Below are 15,777 nucleotides of genomic sequence, written 5' to 3' on the forward strand. Positions count from 1 at the left end.
AAATAGCCGCCCTATATAAAGGGCGGCTCATCATATTACACGTGTTTAGTGTAGGAAGTTACGCGTCTACTGGTTGAGTGGGCTTTTCAGCACTTACAGATATAGGTTCGAGTGGGGCTTCGCCTTTCCCTTTAGAAATTCGAATGACATAAACAGTGGTAATCAAAGATGCAACAAGCCCGATGATTGTTGATATATTCATCGCCATACCGAAACCCAAGGTGTCGTTATTTAAAATAAAAGTTACACAAACGGCAGTCATAAACATAGCCGGCACCGTGGTGATCCAATGCAATTTATTGTGTCTAAGTAAGTACGCAGAGGCAGTCCACAACATCATGACGGCAGTTGTCTGATTGGCAAACCCGAAGTAGCGCCAGATAACACCGAAATCGACTTGGGTGAGGATGCCGCCCAGAACAAACAAAGGGGCAGCCATAAATAACCGGTTACGTATACCTTTTTGTTCAACGTTAAAGTACTCAGCCATAATTAGGCGGCTTGAACGAAAGGCGGTGTCGCCAGACGTGATAGGCAGAATCACCACACCAAGAAACGCGAGTACGCCACCCACAACACCCAAAAGACCGAATGATGAAGCGTAAACAACGTTACCAGGGCCACCGTCAGTAATGGCTGCAGACAGCGCTTCTAAATTGTCGAAGTATGAAAGGGCAATCGCACACCAGATAAGGGCAATCACGCCTTCACCTATCATTGCACCAAAAAACACGAAGCGTCCGTTTTTCTCGTTTTCCATGCAACGAGCCATTAGTGGTGATTGGGTTGCATGAAACCCAGATATAGCGCCACAAGCGATAGTAATGAAGAGCGCAGGCCATAGCGGCATATCGTTAGGGTTAAGGTTAGTCAGCATATCGCTTGCTGAAAACTGACTCAAAATAGAGTGCTGGTCTGAATAGCTGGCTGCGGCTAATAAACCTACTGACATGAAGATAAGAAGTGCACCGAAAAACGGATAGAAGCGGCCAATAATCTTATCTACTGGAACTATGGTTGCCAGTATGTAATAGGCGAAAATAATAGCTACCATGGTGCCAACTTCCACCTGCAATGATGTTTGGTCATTGACTAAATTGGTAATCATACCCGCAGGCGCTGAGACAAAAACCACACCTACCAGTAGAAGCAGCACAATAGCGAACAAGTTCATAAAGTGCTTAGCGCCTCGGCCCAAATAACGGCCAGATAAGCTAGGCACAGATTCTCCATTGTTGCGAACTGACAGCATACCCGAAAAATAATCGTGAACAGCGCCGGCAAAAATGCACCCTAATACAATCCAAAGCATGGCAGCTGGGCCATATAGTGCACCCATAATAGGACCAAATATAGGGCCTACGCCAGCAATGTTCAGAAGCTGAACGAGGTACACCTTCGGTGTAGACATGGGAACAAAGTCTACGCCGTCTTTTTGGCTATGTGCAGGAGTGGGGCGTGCTGGTGTGACGCCAAATACCTTCTCAACAAAGGCGCCATATATAAAGTAGCCAGCAATAAGCGCGGCTACGCAAATTAGAAACAATATCACAGGGCGTTGTCCTTATTTTTATAAATAGGGTTTATAAAAAGGGTCTGTCACTTGTGTTGTAAACGGTGTGTACAACAATGTTTGAAATAGGTTAACGATGTGAAAGTGTGTATGCATGAAAAAAAGCAGTGAGTGGTCGCATAGCAAATTAAGCGGTAGGGAGTATGTAATTTCGCTCTACTGTTACGTGCAGTAAAATGCTAAAATCCGCGCAATTAATTACCAAGCCGTATCAAGCGTTTTACCGCAATACTGAATTTGCGCGGAAAAGCATTGCTTATCCGTTATGAAACGCGCCTGTAAGCAATTGATTTACAGTGATAATAGATAACGAAGATAAGTGTTGATGTCAGATAAGAAGCTTCTAGAAGAGATTAAAAAGCGACGTACGTTCGCAATCATATCGCACCCGGATGCGGGTAAAACCACGATTACCGAAAAAGTATTGTTATTCGGACGCGCCCTGCAAACTGCCGGTACCGTTAAAGGTAAAAAGTCAGGTCAGCATGCTAAATCTGACTGGATGGAAATGGAAAAAGAGCGTGGTATCTCGGTAACCACCTCGGTCATGCAGTTTCCATATAGCGATCACTTAGTAAACCTGCTGGATACTCCGGGGCATGAAGACTTTTCTGAAGATACCTATCGAACACTGACGGCGGTTGACTCATGCCTTATGGTTATCGACGCAGCGAAAGGTGTAGAAGACCGAACCCGTAAACTTATGGAAGTCACCCGTTTGCGCGATACGCCGATTGTGACTTTCATGAACAAGCTTGACCGTGATATTCGCGATCCTATGGAACTGCTCGATGAAGTAGAAACCGAGCTTGATATCCTGTGTGCACCAATCACATGGCCGATTGGCTGTGGTAAGAGCTTTAAAGGTGTATATCACCTTCACCGCGACGAAACTATTTTGTATCAAAGCGGCCAGGGTCACACTATCCAAGACGTGCGCATCATCAAAGGGTTAGATAACCCTGAGTTAGATACTGCAGTAGGAAGTGACCTCGCTGAAACCTTGCGTGACGAGCTTGAGCTTGTACGCGGTGCATCTAACGAATTTGAACAAGAGCTTTTCTTGGAAGGCCAGTTAACGCCAGTATTTTTCGGTACAGCATTAGGTAACTTCGGTGTTGATCATATGCTTGACGGTTTGGTTGAGTGGGCACCTGCGCCACTTGGCCGCGAAACCGAAGAAGGGACTATCGAAAGTACCGACGGTAAGTTCAGTGGCTTTGTATTTAAGATTCAGGCCAACATGGACCCGAAACACCGTGACCGCATCGCATTCTGTCGTATTGTGTCGGGCAAGTACGAAAAAGGCATGAAAATGCGCAACAGCCGTTTAGGTAAAGATGTGCGTATTTCGGATGCATTGACCTTCTTGGCTGGTGACCGTTCATTGCTAGAAGAAGCCTATGCCGGCGATATCATCGGCTTGCACAATCACGGTACCATTCGCATAGGGGACACCTTCACGTCAGGCGATAACTACCGCTTTACGGGTATTCCAAACTTTGCGCCTGAGCTATTTAAACGCATCCGCTTGAAAGATCCGCTTAAGCAAAAGCAACTGCTGAAAGGGCTGATCCAGCTTTCTGAGGAAGGGGCGGTACAGGTGTTTAGACCGCTTGCCAACAACGATTTGATTGTGGGCGCAGTAGGTGTGCTTCAGTTTGACGTAGTTGTCGCTCGCTTGAAAGCCGAATACAACGTAGACGCGCTTTATGAGCATATTAACGTGAGCACTGCCCGCTGGGTTTACTCTGACAATGAGAAGAAGCTTGATGAATTCCGCCGTAAAGGTGAGCAAAATCTTGCACTAGATGGCGGCGATAACTTGACGTACATCGCACCTACTATGGTGAATTTACAGCTAGCGCAAGAGCGCTACCCTGATATTCAGTTCAAGAACACGCGCGAAAATTAAGCTAATAAAGATTAAACAAAGACACAATATATTATGAATATACATGCACTATTAGTTAACCGTTTCACTGAAGCTCTACAAGAAATGGGCGTAGAAAATGCGCCAGTGCCAGTTTCGCGCAGCGCTCGACCTGAATTTGGTGAATATCAGTTTAACGGCGCGATGGCGCTAGCCAAGCAGCTTAAGCAAAAGCCGCGCGATATTGCAGAGAAGATTGTTGATATCGTTAAACTTGACGATATTGCCAGTAAATTAGAAGTGGCTGGTCCTGGCTTTATTAACGTACATTTAAACGACGATTGGCTGTCTAATCAGTGTGAGCTATCGCTAACCGACCCGCGTTTAGGCATTGCTAAGTCAAAAGAACAGAACATTGTTGTTGATTACTCTTCTCCAAACCTAGCCAAAGAGATGCACGTGGGACACCTGCGTACTACCATCATCGGCGACGCTGTGGTTAAAGTACTGGAGTTCTTGGGCCACAACGTTATTCGTCAAAACCACATGGGCGACTGGGGCACTCAGTTCGGTATGTTGCTTGCGCACCTTTCAGACAAGCTTCAAGACGAAGTAGCTGAAACAGCGCTCTCTGATCTTGAAGACTTTTACCGCGAAGCCAAAGTACGTTTTGACGAAGAAGAAGGTTTTGCCGACCGCGCCCGTGAATACGTTGTTAAACTGCAGGGCGGCGACGCTCAGTGTTTGGCGCTGTGGGAAAAGTTCATTGACGTGTCTATCGCTCATTCTGAAGAAGTGTACGACAAACTAAACGTAAGCCTGACCCGTAAAGATATTATGGGTGAGTCAGCTTACAATGAAGATTTAGCAAACGTAATCAGCGACCTCAGAGAAAAAGGTATCGCTGTTGAAGACCAAGGCGCGCAGGTGGTGTTTATTCCTGAGCTTGCTGATAAAGAAGGCAACCCTGCGGTTTATATCGTTCAGAAGTCGGGTGGTGGCTATCTTTACGCAACTACTGACCTTGCAGCCATGCGCTATCGCAGCGGCAAGCTAAATGCTGACCGTACGCTTATTCTTACCGATGCTCGCCAAGCACTGCACTTCAAGCAAACTGAAATTGTAGGCCGCAAAGCAGGCTTTATGAAAGAAGAGCAAACTTACGAACATTGCCCGTTTGGTATGATGCTAGGCAGTGACGGTAAGCCATTTAAAACACGTACTGGCGGTACAGTTAAATTGGTTGAGTTACTTGATGAAGCCGTTGAACGTGCAGGTAAGTTAATTGCAGAGCGCGACAACGATTTAAGTGAAGACGAGCTTAAAGAGGTTGCCCGCAAGGTAGGTATTGGCGCTGTGAAATACGCTGACCTATCTAAAAACCGCACAACCGATTACATGTTCAATTGGGACTCAATGCTAAGTTTTGAAGGTAACACTGCGCCTTACCTTCAATATGCGTATACCCGAGTGAAAAGCTTGTTCAGAAAAGCGGGTGTGGATATGGCCACCATGCCAGTAGGTATCAATATTGCTGAGAAACAAGAGCACGCGCTAGCTGTATTACTTATGCAGTTTGAAGAGGTGATTGGTACAGTATCTCGTGAAGCCACGCCTCATGTACTGTGTACTTACCTCTATGATGTGGCTTCAGCATTTATGTCATTCTACGAAGCGTGCCCGATGCTAAAAGACGGTATTGAGCCAGCGGTGCGTGATAGTCGTTTAGCCTTGTCAGCTTTGGTTGCCAAGACGCTAGAGCAAGGATTAACCCTACTTGGCATTGAAACACTAGAAAAAATGTAGTGTTCGCGGTACAACATACATATTGATATTGAAAAGGCTGACAATGATTGTCAGCCTTTTTTTATGCAAAATAAAGAACGTCAAAAATACATTGTCCGTTTGCGCTAATCATGATCCTTATTTATCGATTAGAACCGATGGCGTAATAAATTCTTATAAAGTAAACGATAAAGACGACTCAAATTAACGACAGGAAATTCAAATGACCAAGATCCTTGCATTTGCAGGTAGTACCCGTAAAGGTTCATTCAACCAAGCTATTATGAAAGTTGCAGCTGAAGGCGCCCGCGAGGCTGGCGCAGAGGTTACCGTTATCGACCTGGCCGACTTTCAAATGCCATTATTTAATGAAGATGAGGAAGCCGAGTTTGGCATTCCTGAAAAAGCACAGGCGTTCAAAGAATTGCTAATGAGTCATGATGGTTTTCTAGTTGCCTCACCAGAATACAACTCTAGCTACCCAGCACTGCTCAAAAACGCCATTGACTGGGCATCACGCATGAGCGAAGGCGAAAAGCCACTGCAAGCGTATCGCGGTAAAGTAGCTGGTATTATGGCCGCATCGGCAGGCGGGCTGGGCGGTATGCGTGTGCTGGTGGTACTAAGAATGTTACTTGAGAACCTAGGTACTATGGTGCTGCCAAATCAAAAAGCTATAGCAAAAGTAAATACGCTTATGGATGAGGGCGTAATTACGGATGAAAAAACTATTAAGCAGCTAAAAAACTTGGGTAAAGAAACTGCCGAGTTGGCTGGTAAGCTAGCGAAATAATAGTCGTTGGTACAACATCTTATAGACACACAGAAAGCTCGGCTGCAAAATATTGCAGCCGAGCTTGAATTTAGTCTATGCCACGCTGTGTTTCCAAATAGCTAGCAAAACTGCCAAGCCAGTGGCTTCCCATGTAGTGCATATCACCAAACACCGCGTTTAATCCTGCATCACGATGTGCTTTTAGCGTTTTCTTCAGTACAGGTAAGCGTGCGTCATCGTTTGATAAAGCGCTTATAATGCCTTCAATCATCCACGCACGGCTGATATTAAGCCCGTCTAGGTGAGCGAGCTTACCATCCGTTTTGTCTGTAACAGTCGCAGGTGCTAGCCAACTTGAAGTTTCAGCGGTTAGGTCTGGAAAGAATGCTGAAAGCCATTGGCTGTAGTCTTTTTTAGCCATTACTCGGCGCATTAGGTCGGCTTCAGCCAAGCACGGTGATAGAAAATCCTGCCCTGAAGGCTCGTAGGCTAGGGGACATTGCTTATCAGCCTGGTAATATTCTTTTACTCTAGATGTAAGCAGTGCTTCAAAGTCCCTGTTATCTGCTACCTTCGCCCAGTCTAACATTAGTCCAAAAGCAAAGGCGGTTTGGCTGTGTTCACCCGTTCGAATAGGGTAAGCCAATTTAGGTAACCACGCATTTACTCTTGCCACAATTTCTTCCTCAAGTGGCAGTAGCGTGTCCAGCCATACCTCTGCTTCTGGAATTGATGATTGGCGTAGTTCCGCGGTTAATTGTAGAAACCAAGCAAGGCCATAGGGGCGCTCAAATGACGCATTGTTTTCGCGCTTCAGGCTAGCAAGTTCACCTTGAATGTTCTCTGCCGTAAAGCTGGTGTTGAGGCTTTTAATGATTAAATCTTTATCAACAGCGTCTTGCGCAGTATTTAACATTCTTACTAGGAGCCAATGGCCATGAACTGATGAGTGCCAGTCTAAACATCCGTAAAATGCGGGGTAGAGTTGACTTGGTGCCTTTACGTCATCGCCATTATTCATCATGTGTTTTACAACATTGGGAAACTCTTGATGAATACAATGGAGCGCGAGGTTAGCAAAAACGCTTTCGTAATTATTGTTAGGAACGCCAGTGGGAGCATTTGCTACTAAAGCTTGATTGGCACCGGCACTGCCCTTGTTGTTGGCTTCAACTGTCGGTGAACTACTAGCAAAGGCGTTGTGGGTGGCAAACGCTGTGGCAAATGCAAGGGTACAGCGAACAAGTTTTTTTATTTTGAACATAGTGTTGCGCACTTAATCAATGAGAAGTATATCGCCAATGTATAGTGATAAATGCTTTGAATAAAGTGCTGCGCGATACATAACGCCCCAGCACTTTAAACAGCAGCAACAGGCTTTTTTAAACCTTACGCACTAGCTCCGATGGCTTCTAGTTTGGCGGTGTATTCATCGAAAGAACCAATGGTCCTTTCTACCCAGCCAGCATTGTAATAGGTTTCACTATATCGCTCACCGCTGTCGCACATAAGCGTTACAATTGAGCCCGCTTCACCTCGCTGCTTCATTTGTTCAGCAATACTTAGTGCACCCCATAAGTTTGTGCCAGTAGAAGGGCCGGCTTTAATTCCCATGGTGTTGTTTAGCCAATGCATGGTTGCAATACTAGCCGTATCGGGAACAGCAATCATGTCGTCTATAACATCATGCTGAAAAGAGGCTTCAACTTTAGGACGTCCTATCCCTTCTATGCGGCTTCCTCGGGTAGCCGTAAGTGTATGATCCTTGTTTTTAAAGCTATCAAAGAATACGCTGAATTCAGGATCTACTACCACTAGCTGAGAAGAAAGACCTTTGTAGCGAATGTAGCGGCCTATGGTTGCTGATGTTCCGCCAGTACCAGCACTCATAACCACGGTGTGTGGAACAGGGTGGGGCTCGGCTTTCATTTGCTCAAAGATACTCTCAGCAATATTGTTATTTCCACGCCAGTCTGTAGCGCGCTCAGCGTAAAGGAACTGGTCCATAAAGTAGCCGTTAAGTTCTTTCGCTACCTTGGTGGCTTCGCTATGCATTTGTGTAGGGCAGTCAACGAAGTGACACTGTCCACCGTAGCGTTCAATAAGAGCTATTTTACTTTGGGCGGTAGATTTAGGCATGACGGCAACAAACGGAACGCCAATCATTTTAGCGAAGTAAGCTTCAGACACCGCTGTACTGCCTGAGGATGCTTCAACGACCGTGGTCCCTTCTACAATTTTTCCATTACACAGGGCGTACAGAAAAAGAGACCGGGCTAGACGGTGCTTTAGGCTGCCTGTCGGATGAGTGCTTTCATCTTTCAGATAGATATCAACATCTTTAAAGGCGATTTGCTCTAACTTGATTAAGTGCGTATCAGCCGAGCGTTGATAATCTGCATTGATAATATTTATCGCTTTTGAAACCCAGCTCTTCATAACCCTCTCTCTTTTACCTGAAATGCAACACGTTGAGCACGTTATTTAAAAATTAAACATAAAGCGTAGTTCGCTTGACGTTGGCTGTATAAGGCAAGAATTAGAATACCAGTGAAGATGGAGTATTTGATTTTATTATTTTAATAATAGAGGTTTGATGTGAAAAATATTTCTACCATGTGAATTTTTAAAAGAAATATATCGCATATTACACGGCGAACTCACTAACATGTACGCAAAATTCGAGCAACAGAGGTAGCACTAAACTTTCCCTCCCACAACCAACAAAGCCTAAAGCGGTAGCCTTCCGTTAGAAATAAGCCCCCAAATAACCCCAGCAAAGCCGCTGCCAATACCCAGTACTAAACATGCATAACCTAACACCTTCTCAGAAACGGTGGTTTTCCTTTTTGCTTTACCACTTTCATTGAATTCTGCATTTTCGTGAAGAAAAGCCATGTTTCTTACCATCAACATGAATAGACCAAAAGCAAATATAGTGTAAGTCACCACCGGCGCCACCCAATCAAGAGTCAGTTCATATGCTGCTGTAATAACCAGCCCCCAAAATAAAACCCAGGCTATAAGTTCGTTTCGATAGCGTTTCATAGTGCGTTTGCTGTCTTTGTCAGGCAAGTTAGACAGCGCCGTCTTCGATGACCAAATGATTACCAATACGGCCATAAATGCACCGATGAGCGACCCGCCCAATATACTTAATGCTTTCAACCAAAAACTACTTCCCGCTTTGCTTCCCGCCGGTATCGACGTTAGACTGCTCGATACCATAGCAGCGGCAACAGGCCCGCTTGGGGTGATTAACCCCAGAACCACAGCGCTAAAACCAATACTGGGGGCCGTACTGTAAATAGCACTACCTACGTGTTTTAGCATCTCACTTTTCAAAGCAACCCGCGCACGAGAGAGCTTTTTCCGTACGGAGGATTCAGTGAGGTTCAGCAATTGTGCCACCTGTTTGCTGGATTGCTCTTCACGATAGTAAAGCAGTACTATTTCTCTGCTTTCCTCAGAAAGCTGGTCGATAAATTGTGCAACTAGACGCTTGTGTTGTTCTTGACTAAGTTCTTCATATTGCACGTCATTGGCAGTCGCCATTTGCGCTAACAGTAAATTGGCTTCATCGGAATCTACACGGTCGTTTACTCTGTTGTCTCTAAGGAAGTTCAACGCCGCATATCGCGTGGTTTGCCTGAGCCAAGGCAAGAAACTTTCCGGCTTATTCAACTGTTTCAAATTTTGCCATACACTTACGAACACTTGCTGAGCTATTTCTTCGCTATCATCCACATCTTTCACAATTGCTAGCGCTATGGTACTTACCAAATTCTGTGAACGACAAATAATACGCTCGTAAGCTTGCTGATCGCCCTGTTGAGCCAAGATAATGTCGGCACTCTCGGCGTGTGCCATCTGACATTTCAACATCCTTATTTCTCCAAAAATGAGCGAATTTGATTCACTAACCATATCGGTTGGTCGTACATAATGAAATGACGCGCTTCTGTATTCATAACCACTTCAGCATTCTTTACATCAACAAATTGTTGTTCATATAAATACTGTGCGTGCTGGTATTGGGCATCGTCACTAAAGCCTCCAGATGCGCCCAGCATAAGTATATGGGTTTCGCTGTATTTTAGAGGCTGCCTGAGATCTCTTGTCATTACTTCATACATGGCATTTCCAGCCGTTGGCGGGTGAGATTTTTTTGCCATTTCGATGATGCGAGCTTGATCATCAGGCGATGTGGCTTGAATGAAAATACCGCGTTTTGTTTGCTCTGCCAATTGGTCAGGCTTCATTGCACTAAACATAGCCTTAAATACTTGGGCTTGCGGCTCAAGTTGGCTTACTTCAGTATCGTTACTGCGTGTAAAAACAGGCCCAATAAATGGCAAGCCATCTATTGATACCACTTTCCCAATTATCTCTTCATGCTCTGCAGCTAGGGTTAACGCTATTAACCCTCCCATGCTATGTCCAACGACATGAGGCTTGTTTCTTGTGTTGACTGCAATATAATCGCGAAGCTCCTTTATTAACTTGTCAAAATCAAATTCCCCGTTTTGAGGTGTGCCCCCAAAGCCCTTTATCGCAACAATATGAACATCAAACTGCGAACTAAAATGTTCTGTAATCCCCTCGTAAACCGACGCGTTCGACATCAAACCAGGGATAAAGATAATTGCTTTTTTATTCGAATTATTTGCGTGTTGTTCAACAATAGCAGTGCCTAGATTTGTAATACGCTCATCACTGTGTGTTGTGATAGTTTTGGCTTGTAACGCAGTTGGTATTACCACGCCTAAAATTAGCATAAATACAGCAAATATTTGCCAAAACCCAGTGGACTGAACCAAAGTCGTCCTCTTTAGACCCTGTAACAGCCATTTGCTCACATGTAAGACCCGTTTCATATTCGTATTCCTCTCGTTTATAAAAATGGACAGCAAATTATTTGCTGGACATATAACTAAGAAACACGGCAGGAGAAAAGTGTGACAACATTTTTGCTGGTAAGTCGGAAAAGCTATCCGTAATACATGAGGAGTGGATAAAAAGTGGGGGCAGAGTCTGAGGGAACCCCACAATTTTTATTCGCATTGAATACTTTAATAATGCAGTTATTTTTTAGAATAATCGTGCGCGAAAGTTTGAGAGATTAAAACTAATCCAAGGTTATAACGACAAGGGCAAAAAGATAGCCGAAAGGAAGGTAATTTTAGGAAAGGTTCATTGCACCTAACGCCAAACAGACCCTAGCTATTCTTCAGTACAAAAAAGTTCAGAATCCTCTTCTATATTGGTATCGTTAGCAAACGACTTTATTAAAAGGTAACAACATGAAAATTAGGGCGCTTTTCTTTGTCACAGCTCTTTTACCCGCATTATGTGTATCTCCGTTGGCTTATTCGAAAGAAGAGCAAATGCTAAAAGTTGCTACATTTAACGTAAGTATGGAAGCCACTAACTATAAAGCGTTGGGCATGAAGCCGAGCGACAAAGTACTTCAGCATGTTCTGTCTACGGGCGAGCACCCTCAAGTTAAAAATATTGCTGAAATTATTCAGCGTGTTAACCCTGATATTCTGATGCTGAATGAGTTTGACTACATTGCAGATAAGCGTAAAGGGGTGGGAGCGTTTATTAAGAATTACCTAAATGTTTCACAGCGTGGGCTCAAGCCAGTGGATTACCCTTATACCTATGTGGCGACAGTTAATACGGGCGAGCCCACCACCTTCGACTTAGACAACAATGGTAAGGCAGAAGGTTTTGGTGGGGATGCTTACGGCTTTGGGCTTTATCCTGGACAATACGGTATGGCGCTACTGTCAAAATACCCTATTGATGTGGATAGTATCCGTACCTTTCAGAAATTCAAATGGCACCATATGCCTCATCCCCAAGTACCTATTATTCCTGATGAAAATGGCAATGTGGACAGCGGCACCCCTTGGTACGATGTAAATGAGTGGGAGGCATTGAGGTTAAGCTCGAAGTCTCACTGGGACGTGCCAATCAATGTGGGTGATAAGACTGTACATGTGTTAGCCATGCACCCAACCCCACCGAATTTTGATGGAAACGAAGACAGAAACGGAAAGCGCAATTTCGATGAAATAAGGTTGATGGCGGATTACCTTTCTCCTGACAAAGGCACATATATCTATGATGACACGGGTGAGAAAGTTAGCCTATCAAACAATACGCGCTTTGTGCTAGTCGGCGATTTCAATGCTGCCGATATCGGGGACAAACATAGAGAAGGTGTAATAGAACAGCTTACTGAACACCCGCTTGTCAATAACGACACAATCCCAACAAGCGCAGGCGGCGCAGGCGCGTCAGGCGCTGCGTTTAGCAATCGTTTTACCGCCTATTGGGGCGCCAGAGCCGACTATGTTCTACCATCTCGATATGGATTCGATGTACATGATGTAGGCGTTTTTTGGCCAGCTAAAACGAGTGACCTGTATCGATTAGTTAAAGATCGTGCCGCCAGCTCAGATCATAGGCTAGTCTGGGTAAGCTTGTCGCTAGAACAAGATAAATAAAGCTCATTAATCGATTTCCCATTATTTACTTATTGTTTCATATCACTAGTAATGGCCGCGGCAAGCGGCCTTATGTAGCCTTATATAGCGTAATTTAGCCCAATTTAGTCTAGCTGCGTTTTTCGGTTTTGATCTGACACCGAATTAAATATTGTGAAGTAGGCAACTACCACTAAGTTAGCGACAAACCAAAGGTCTTTAATAACGAACTGCCCTAGACGGTTAACGATGGTGGCACTATTAAAGGTATCAGGCACGCTAAATAAAAACGTTTGAGTCATCAAAAATACGGATAAACAAGCGATTCCACTCGTAATGATCATTGGCTTGTTCTTAGTGTAAATACCTACGCCCAAAACAAGCGCAAAGAAGACGTCAAACCCACCAATTACATTCGATGCTCCCTGTACACTGAACACGTCATAAAGCCACGACATAAACGGCGAGGTTTCTACTAACCCAACAATTGCATTGGCTTCAAATTCGAAAAACTTCATGCTTCCTATCCATAGTAAAACCATGGCTACAGGTGCAAAGTTAAGGTAAGTCAGCTGTTTATGCGAAAGTTTGTCGCGATAAAACAAGAACAGAAAAAGCGGTAATACTGCGAAGTACTTGATGATGCCTTGACCACTTCCGATAATCGGGAAGCCGCCTAAATCGGCCATCCATCGCCCGGAAGATAACAAGGTGAGTAGGGGGATTGCGGTAACCAATGCAGCGAATAGCGTAACCGTTTTTGGTGACACTAGCTTAAATCGTGCAGCAAATGTCATTAAGGCTAGCAGCAATAATGTAATCCCAGTGATAGCACCAAGTGCACTTTCGCTAACCATTGCACCTAACGAATAGAAGTTAAAAGTCGTTATTAGTGCATTAGGGTTTGCACCCAGTAAAAATGTTAGGCCAAGAACAGAGAAGCTGAAAGCTATTAAGGCGGTTACCAGGTTTTCGGTTTGTTGTAGTGTCATAAAGCATCCGTAAATACTGCAAGTTTTGCGAAGTGTATGTAGAGACCTGCCTAGGTATCACTAAAATTTCAATGGTTTGATAATTTATTGGGCATAGCACAGCGCACGAATAAGGATTTATTGAAAAAATAAGAACTTATCTAATAGCCGTGGTCATAAGTATCGCAGGTTTAAAAAAGCGTGGCTTTTGAGTAGTCGTTGTTTAAAAAGTAAAACAAATAGAGGGAAAGAATGAAACAGGCAGGCGTTAAGATACAGCATCGGTTTGGGGCCTGGTTGGCAGTGGGCTTGGGTGCAACTTTAACGGCTTGCGGTGCGCAGCCCCCAGAAGTCATTGAGCAGCCTATAGCAAGTGTTGAAGAAATTGAAAAATTAGAGCAAGTTGTTGATACCTCTTTGCCGTTAGTACAGCAGGCCTATTCCATAAAGTCTGAAAAAGTGTGTGATAAACAGGGGGGGAACTGGAAGAAAGTAGGCCGACAGCAGGCGTATGCTTGTGTTTTACCGGCGAATGATGCTGGCAATGCGTGTAATGACAGCAGCGAGTGCGAAGTAGCCTGTGTCACAGAAAATAATCAGGTGGATGCTGGGCAAAAAGCCAGTGGGGTGTGTTTAGAAACTACCGACCTATTTGGCTGTAGAGCCTATGTGTCTGACGGCGTTGTGGAGCATACCTTGTGTGTTGACTAAGAGGTTGTTTAGCAAACGAACGTTGAATGAAGCGCACGCCATCGGCAATGCGCTTCACAAAAACGCGGGTTAATTAACGTTGGGGAACTCGATTTTGTCCAGTTCGCTCGCCGTTTCATTGCACTCACCTAATAGGTGAAGCCTATCTTCGGTTTGGTGTGTATCTATTTCTAGAAAGCCCGTTTGGCAGTAACCGGTCTCATCCAGTTTTTCATCTAGAGATGTATAAAGTTGCTCAGTCATTCTATCGCTGCTATGTGACGAGCCTTCCCGACTTTCCTGTCCTTGGCGACCGCCACGACCACTTCGTTCGCCTCCCTGACCACGGCCGCCTTTACCGCCACCTTTGGCACCGTCACGATGCTGCATTAACGGAATGCTAAAGGCGAAGAGCTTGGTACCGTCTTGCTTGATCTTCGTTTCAAAAAATATTTCATCCATGTCTAAAGGTGGTGGCCTATGAGCGCACGCACTGACAATCAAAGAGGTCGTTATTACTAATAGTGTTTTATTCATTTTATTTAACGCTTATTTGAACCACGTCACTTTGAGATTCAAACGCCTCTTTAGTTGCAGCACCCAGTGTAAGTTTTAAGTAAAGCATTTCGGTATGCAAACTTCATAACGAGCGTATCGTTATAAGCAACACTCATTACGTTATGCATTTTACATCAAAAAGAAGCGGCATTGCCGAAGCGACAAGTCTCAACCAGATAGTCAATAAGTGCTCGGGTACGGCTTGGCACATGCTTACGAGAAGGATAAACCAAGGTAAACAACAAGGTTTCACTTCCAAGTGACGGGAAAATTCGTACCAATTCGTTAGATGCGACTTCTTTTTGCACAGTTGAAGGTAGCAGCGTAGATATTCCCAACCCTGCTTTGACCATTTCTTGAACAAGGTGAGGAGAATTACACAGCTCGTAATGTTTGGGTGTAACGTCTATTGGTGTGTTGTCCAGCATTAGGTAATGCATGATTCGTGAATTTAACTGAGATAGCAAAATCCAGGTATGATTATTAAGTTCTGCAATAGTCTTAGGTTCACCATATTTCTTGAGATAATCAGGGCTAGCATATAAGGCGAATTGTTCTTGATATAAGACCCTACCGACGAGCGAGTCGTCTCGTGGCAAACCAATTCGAATTCCTACATCAATATTCTGAGCGATAAGGTCGAGCTTATCGTCACTGCTCACTATGTGTAAATCTATTTCAGGATAGCGGCGCTTGAACTCAGGCAGCAACGGTAATAAAAACTTGTGTGCAATGTCGTTGGTGACTGTTATTGATACTCTTCCTTTTGGCGCTGTTTGACGCAGCTCTTCATCAATACCATGCAAAATCTCGTGGCACTTTTTCGCATGGGAAAATACAGCATTTCCCTCGTCAGTAAGCATGAGCTGTCGAGTAGTTCTTTGCAGTAATCGCACGTCAAGAGATGCTTCTAAACCTGCCACTTGCTCGCTAACTCTAGATCGACTGGTGCCTAAACGGCGGGCAGCTTCCGCAAAGCTTCCACATTCTACTACGCTGGCAAATATGGCGAGTGCCTTAAGATGTGAATAGTCAATTGTACTCATATTCGTGAC

13 protein-coding genes are annotated in these 15,777 nt (G+C 44.5%); 5 read left to right on the forward strand and 8 right to left on the reverse strand.

Features of this window, described 5'->3' with window-relative positions; all coding sequences use genetic code 11:
* Nucleotides 1-58: 58 nt before the first annotated feature.
* The gene (locus PCAR9_RS05390) at nucleotides 59-1,552 is read right to left on the reverse strand and encodes a carbon starvation CstA family protein (protein WP_179982725.1); all 1,494 of its coding nucleotides are present in this window, start codon (nucleotides 1,550-1,552) and stop codon (nucleotides 59-61) included.
* 346 nt (nucleotides 1,553-1,898) lie between these two features.
* Here PCAR9_RS05390 and prfC point away from each other — a divergent pair, with 346 nt between their 5' ends.
* The 3 genes from prfC to PCAR9_RS05405 all read left to right on the forward strand — a co-directional run bounded on the left by prfC (nucleotide 1,899) and on the right by PCAR9_RS05405 (nucleotide 6,024).
* Nucleotides 1,899-3,488, forward strand: coding sequence for a peptide chain release factor 3 (prfC, locus tag PCAR9_RS05395; RefSeq protein ID WP_014948726.1), 1,590 nt, complete (start codon nucleotides 1,899-1,901; stop codon nucleotides 3,486-3,488).
* Between the two features lie 33 nt (nucleotides 3,489-3,521).
* On the forward strand, nucleotides 3,522-5,252 hold the full coding sequence (gene argS / locus PCAR9_RS05400; RefSeq protein WP_179982726.1) for an arginine--tRNA ligase: 1,731 nt from the start codon (nucleotides 3,522-3,524) through the stop codon (nucleotides 5,250-5,252).
* Between the two features lie 202 nt (nucleotides 5,253-5,454).
* A complete protein-coding gene (locus PCAR9_RS05405) occupies nucleotides 5,455-6,024 on the forward strand; it encodes an NADPH-dependent FMN reductase (RefSeq protein WP_179982727.1) in 570 nt (189 codons plus the stop codon).
* A gap of 70 nt (nucleotides 6,025-6,094) precedes the next feature.
* Here PCAR9_RS05405 and PCAR9_RS05410 read toward each other — a convergent pair whose 3' ends face one another.
* The 4 genes from PCAR9_RS05410 to PCAR9_RS05425 all read right to left on the reverse strand — a co-directional run bounded on the left by PCAR9_RS05410 (nucleotide 6,095) and on the right by PCAR9_RS05425 (nucleotide 10,883).
* Complete coding sequence (locus PCAR9_RS05410) at nucleotides 6,095-7,270, reverse strand: DUF2891 domain-containing protein (RefSeq protein ID WP_179982728.1); 1,176 nt, start codon at nucleotides 7,268-7,270, stop codon at nucleotides 6,095-6,097.
* A gap of 125 nt (nucleotides 7,271-7,395) precedes the next feature.
* A complete protein-coding gene (locus PCAR9_RS05415) occupies nucleotides 7,396-8,445 on the reverse strand; it encodes a PLP-dependent cysteine synthase family protein (protein ID WP_179982729.1) in 1,050 nt (349 codons plus the stop codon).
* Between the two features lie 291 nt (nucleotides 8,446-8,736).
* Nucleotides 8,737-9,876 (reverse strand): RNA polymerase sigma factor, encoded by a 1,140-nt coding sequence (locus PCAR9_RS05420; protein ID WP_179982730.1) that lies wholly within the window; start codon nucleotides 9,874-9,876, stop codon nucleotides 8,737-8,739.
* A 17-nt stretch (nucleotides 9,877-9,893) separates the two neighbouring features.
* Nucleotides 9,894-10,883 (reverse strand): alpha/beta fold hydrolase, encoded by a 990-nt coding sequence (locus PCAR9_RS05425; RefSeq protein ID WP_179982731.1) that lies wholly within the window; start codon nucleotides 10,881-10,883, stop codon nucleotides 9,894-9,896.
* Nucleotides 10,884-11,309: 426 nt separating this feature from the next.
* Between PCAR9_RS05425 and PCAR9_RS05430 the strand changes: the two genes are divergently transcribed.
* The gene (locus tag PCAR9_RS05430) at nucleotides 11,310-12,524 is read left to right on the forward strand and encodes an endonuclease/exonuclease/phosphatase family protein (protein ID WP_179982732.1); all 1,215 of its coding nucleotides are present in this window, start codon (nucleotides 11,310-11,312) and stop codon (nucleotides 12,522-12,524) included.
* A gap of 104 nt (nucleotides 12,525-12,628) precedes the next feature.
* On the opposite strand, the gene PCAR9_RS05435 is transcribed toward PCAR9_RS05430, so the two are convergent.
* On the reverse strand, nucleotides 12,629-13,495 hold the full coding sequence (locus tag PCAR9_RS05435) for a DUF417 family protein (RefSeq protein WP_179982733.1): 867 nt from the start codon (nucleotides 13,493-13,495) through the stop codon (nucleotides 12,629-12,631).
* A gap of 231 nt (nucleotides 13,496-13,726) precedes the next feature.
* Between PCAR9_RS05435 and PCAR9_RS05440 the strand changes: the two genes are divergently transcribed.
* The gene (locus tag PCAR9_RS05440) at nucleotides 13,727-14,185 is read left to right on the forward strand and encodes a hypothetical protein (protein ID WP_179982734.1); all 459 of its coding nucleotides are present in this window, start codon (nucleotides 13,727-13,729) and stop codon (nucleotides 14,183-14,185) included.
* Nucleotides 14,186-14,254: 69 nt separating this feature from the next.
* Here the strand turns inward: PCAR9_RS05440 and PCAR9_RS05445 are convergent, their stop codons facing one another.
* Together PCAR9_RS05445 and PCAR9_RS05450 are read right to left on the reverse strand one after the other, a co-directional pair.
* Nucleotides 14,255-14,626, reverse strand: coding sequence for a hypothetical protein (locus PCAR9_RS05445; protein WP_039233308.1), 372 nt, complete (start codon nucleotides 14,624-14,626; stop codon nucleotides 14,255-14,257).
* Nucleotides 14,627-14,856: 230 nt separating this feature from the next.
* Nucleotides 14,857-15,768 (reverse strand): LysR family transcriptional regulator, encoded by a 912-nt coding sequence (locus PCAR9_RS05450; RefSeq protein WP_179982735.1) that lies wholly within the window; start codon nucleotides 15,766-15,768, stop codon nucleotides 14,857-14,859.
* Nucleotides 15,769-15,777 lie beyond the last annotated feature (9 nt).

Source organism: Alteromonas macleodii (assembly GCF_903772925.1).
Classification (GTDB): domain Bacteria; phylum Pseudomonadota; class Gammaproteobacteria; order Enterobacterales; family Alteromonadaceae; genus Alteromonas; species Alteromonas macleodii_A.